Source organism: Isoptericola sp. NPDC057391 (assembly GCF_042668085.1).
GTDB lineage: Bacteria > Actinomycetota > Actinomycetes > Actinomycetales > Cellulomonadaceae > Isoptericola.
In genome coordinates this window covers 1-4,125 of sequence record NZ_JBHVBO010000267.1, presented here as the reverse complement: position 1 = coordinate 4,125, position 4,125 = coordinate 1, and the positions used below count along the sequence as shown (strand labels likewise).

Genomic DNA, 4,125 nt, shown 5'->3' with positions numbered 1-4,125 from the left:
AAGGCCCACCCCACCCGGGGTGGGCCTTTCGCATACCCGGACCTGGCCCACCCGCGGGCACCGCCTCTCGGGCACCAGCCGGCGCCCCGCCGGCGGGCGGCCTCCCGACGCCGGGAGGTGGCGCTGGAAGCGCCGGGGAGCCCGTGGAGAGCTCGGCGCGACGTCGCGCCTCGTGCGCTCGCTCGTGATCATGCTCGGGCGGGGAGCTCCCTCCCTGGCAGGCAACCTTCGCAGGGTCTTCACGGACTGCTTCCACCCCCCCCTGTTTCATGCCTCTGACCTGCAAGGACGGGGACGTGCAGCGGGCGGGTCGAGCGGGTGCCGTGCGACGGGCCCGCACTGAGCGCAGACTCACTTGACAGGGCGCCGAGGCGGGAGCGAGACTTCACTGAACGGAAACCCACTTCCGGTGGGTGGAATCGCCCGAAGGAGGATCGCTCGATGACGAGTGCAGGTCTCGAGGCATTCAACGCGGCGGACGTCGACGTCGCGCGCGCTCAGGTGCTCTCGTGCGCTGCCGTGACCCGGTGGGCGGAGGCGGTGGTCGCCGGCCGCCCGTACGCGGACACCGAGGCCGCACTCGCGGCGGCTCGCACCGTGGCGGACCCGTGGAGCGAGGAGGAGATCGACTCCGCGCTCGCGCGGCACCCCCGCATCGGCGAGCGCGCCTCCGGGGACGACGCGGACGCGGCGCACTCGCGCCGGGAGCAGGCCGGGCTCGGCGACCTGACCGGTTCGGTCGAGGAGCGCCTGCGGGCGGGCAACCGCGCCTACGAGGAGCGGTTCGGCCACGTCTTCCTCATCCGCGCCGCGGGCCGTAGCGCCGAGGAGATCCTGGCCTCGCTCGAGGAGCGCCTGGAGAACGACCCCGCCACCGAGCGACGCATCGCCGGCCAGCAGCTGCGGGAGATCGCCGTGCTGCGGCTGGAAGGAGAGCTCTCATGACCTCGCACATCACCACCCACGTGCTCGACGCGGTGTCCGGCCTGCCGGCCGCCGGCGTGGCCGTCTCCCTGTGGAGCGTCGGCGCGGACGCCTCGACGCGGCTCGCGGACGCCACGACCGATGCCGACGGCCGGGTCAAGGACCTCGGCCCGGAGTCGCTCGAGCCGGGGACCTACCGCGTGACCTTCGCGACCGGCGACTACTTCGCCGCGCAGGGGGTCGCGACGTTCTACCCGTCGATCACCATCGACTTCACCGTCGAGGCCGGGCGCGACCACTACCACGTGCCCTGCCTGCTCAGCCCGTTCGCGTACTCCACGTACCGCGGGAGCTGACGGGCCGCAGGCCCGCATCACCCGGTCGCGGCACAGGCGCCGCGACCCGCGTCATCGTCATCGGAGACGTACCGGGGCCGCCATCGTGGGCGGTCCCGGGCAACGCAACAACAGATGAAGGAGTCAGCAATGACCGCCACCGCCACCGACGCCCAGGTCAGCACGGGCACGATCGTGCTGGGGGACAACCAGTACGGCAAGGCCGAGGTCCGCGTCATGAAGGTCGACCGCGACCAGGCGCGCCACCGGATCACCGAGCTCTCGGTGACCTCCCAGCTGCGCGGCGACTTCTCCTCCGCGCACATCGAGGGTGACCAGGGCCGCGTGGTCCCGACGGACACGCAGAAGAACACGGTGTTCGCGCTCGCCAAGGACGGCATCCCCTCTCCCGAGGAGTTCGCCCTCCGCCTGGGCGAGCACTTCGTCTCGAGCTTCGACTGGATCGAGGGCGGCCGCTGGGAGGCCAAGGAGTACACCTGGGAGCACATCCCCTCCTCCCTCACCTCGCACGTGACGGACGGCGAGCACGACCACGCGTTCGTCAAGGGCGGCACGGAGACCCGCACCACCGTCGTGCAGCGCGACGGCGACGAGGTCTTCGTCGTCTCGGGCCTGGAGGACCTCAAGGTCCTCAAGTCCACGGGCTCCGAGTTCCACGGCTTCCCGAAGGACCGCTACACCACGCTGCAGGAGACCACCGACCGCATCCTCGCGACGTCGGTGACCGCCCGCTGGCGCTACACCTCGCTGGACATCGACTTCAACGCCGTCTACGACGACGTGCGCCGCATCCTGCTGGAGACCTTCGCGGACGTGCACTCGCTCGCGCTGCAGCAGACGCTCTACCAGATGGGCAAGCGGGTGCTCGAGGCGCACCCGGAGATCGGCGAGATCAAGTTCTCGATGCCGAACCTGCACCACTTCGTCGTGGACTTCGAGCCGTTCGGCCTCGAGAACCCGAACGAGGTCTTCTACGTCGCCGACCGTCCGTACGGGAAGATCGAGGCGGAGGTGAAGCGGGAGGGCGCCGAGCAGGAGCCGCGCGCGTGGGCCACCGTGACGGGGTTCTGCTGATCCAGGTCCCCGTGATCAGCAAGGCACCGTGCAGTCGGTTCGAAGGAGCATCGAGATGAGCACGACGACCATCGACGCGGCGGCCGCGACCGGCACCCCGCAGGGCGGTCGACCGGAGGACGAGCGCTATCCGCTCGGCAAGACCTTCCTCTACGGCCTGCAGCACATCATGACGATGTACGGCGGCGTGATCGCGCCGCCGATCATCGTCGGGCAGGCGGCGGGGCTGAGCGGGGCGGAGATCGGCGTCCTCGTGTCGGCCGCGCTGCTCGTCAGCGGCCTGGCCACCGCGCTCCAGACGCTCGGCATCCGCTTCTTCGGGTCGCAGCTCCCGCTCGTCCAGGGCATCTCGTTCGCCACCGTGTCCACGATGGTCGCGGTGGCGAGCGGGGACGGCGGCCTGCCCGCCGTCTTCGGCGCCATCATCGTGGCGGCCGTGATCGGCCTGGCGATCAGCCCGTTCTTCGCGCAGGTCGTGCGGTTCTTCCCGCCGGTCGTGACGGGCACGATCATCACGATCATCGGCGTCTCCCTGCTGCCGACGGCGGCCGGCTGGATGATGGGCGGCGACGAGGAGGCGGCGGACTGGGGCTCGGTGCCCAACATCGCGCTGGCGCTCGGCACGCTCGTCGTGGTGCTGGCGCTCAGCCGGTTCCTGCAGGGCACGATCTCCCGCCTGTCGATCCTCTTCGGCATCGTCCTCGGGACCCTGGCGGCGGTGCCGCTCGGTCTCGCGGACTTCTCGGGGGTGGGCGAGGGGTCGCCGTTCGCGCTGCCGACGCCGTTCGCCTTCGGGGCCCCGGTCTTCGAGATCGGCGCGATCATCTCGATGACGATCGTCATCCTCGTGATCATGACGGAGACGACCGCCGACCTCATCGCGATCGGCGAGGTGCTCGACACCAAGGTCGACGCGAAGCGGGTGGGCGACGGGCTGCGGGCCGACATGGCCGCGACCCTCGTCGCGCCGTTCCTCAACTCGTTCCCGGCCTCGGCGTTCGCGCAGAACGTCGGCCTGGTCGCCATCACCGGCATCCGCTCGCGGTTCGCCGTCGCGGCGGGTGGCGGGGTTCTGTTCGTGCTGGGGCTGTTCCCGGTGCTCGGGCAGGTCGTCGCGGCGATCCCGTCGCCCGTGCTGGGCGGCGCCGGCATCGTCCTGTTCGGGTCGGTCGCCGTGTCGGGGATCCGCACGCTGTCGCGCGTCGAGTACGAGGGGAACCTCAACCTCACGCTGGTCGCGGTCGCCCTCGGCTTCGGCATCATCCCGATCGCCGTCCCGGACTTCTACGACCAGTTCCCGACCTGGGTGGGCATGATCTTCCACTCGGGGATCGCGGCCGCCGCCGTCGTCGCCGTCCTGCTCAACCTCGTCTTCAACGAGATCCGCTGGGGCCGGCGCAGCAAGGACCCGTCGGTGTTCACCGCGGGCTCCTCGGCCCGGCTCGTCGTGACCGAGGAGCAGGAGCAGCGCCGGGCGGAGTACTTCGCGCGGCTGGACGCCGAGCGCCAGGAGGAGCGCCGCCGCGCCCGCCTCAACGCGGACGTGTGGGCGCGGGTGCGCCACGGCCACGGGCGCCGGTCGGGCTGCGTGTCGGCGATCGACCTGGACGCCGACGGCGTGCCGGACGTGCTGCAGATCCGCGAGGGGGCCCGCGACGCGGTCGCGAGCCGTCGCCCCGACGCGGACGCGCCGGCGGACGAGCCCCGCCCGCAGCTGGTGCACGCGGGCGCCGAGCCGGGGGACGGGTGACGACGATGCTCGCCCCGGCAC

The 4,125-nt window shown here is 71.7% G+C and carries 4 protein-coding genes; all 4 read left to right on the top strand.

Going from position 1 to position 4,125, the window contains the following annotated elements:
• The first annotated feature begins 441 nt into the window (after positions 1 to 441).
• The 4 genes from uraD to ACFUVW_RS19950 all read left to right on the top strand — a co-directional run bounded on the left by uraD (position 442) and on the right by ACFUVW_RS19950 (position 4,104).
• Positions 442 to 945 (top strand): 2-oxo-4-hydroxy-4-carboxy-5-ureidoimidazoline decarboxylase, encoded by a 504-nt coding sequence (gene uraD, locus ACFUVW_RS19965; RefSeq protein WP_430573039.1) that lies wholly within the window; start codon positions 442 to 444, stop codon positions 943 to 945.
• A complete protein-coding gene (gene uraH, locus ACFUVW_RS19960) occupies positions 942 to 1,280 on the top strand; it encodes a hydroxyisourate hydrolase (protein WP_430573038.1) in 339 nt (112 codons plus the stop codon). Before uraD ends, uraH begins: the two co-directional genes overlap by 4 nt.
• Before the next feature lie 129 nt (positions 1,281 to 1,409).
• Positions 1,410 to 2,354 carry a factor-independent urate hydroxylase gene (gene pucL / locus ACFUVW_RS19955; RefSeq protein ID WP_430573037.1) on the top strand — a complete coding sequence of 315 codons (945 nt, stop codon included), beginning with the start codon at positions 1,410 to 1,412 and terminating at the stop codon, positions 2,352 to 2,354.
• Positions 2,355 to 2,409: 55 nt separating this feature from the next.
• Positions 2,410 to 4,104, top strand: coding sequence for a nucleobase:cation symporter-2 family protein (locus tag ACFUVW_RS19950; protein WP_430573036.1), 1,695 nt, complete (start codon positions 2,410 to 2,412; stop codon positions 4,102 to 4,104).
• Positions 4,105 to 4,125: the final 21 nt, after the last annotated feature.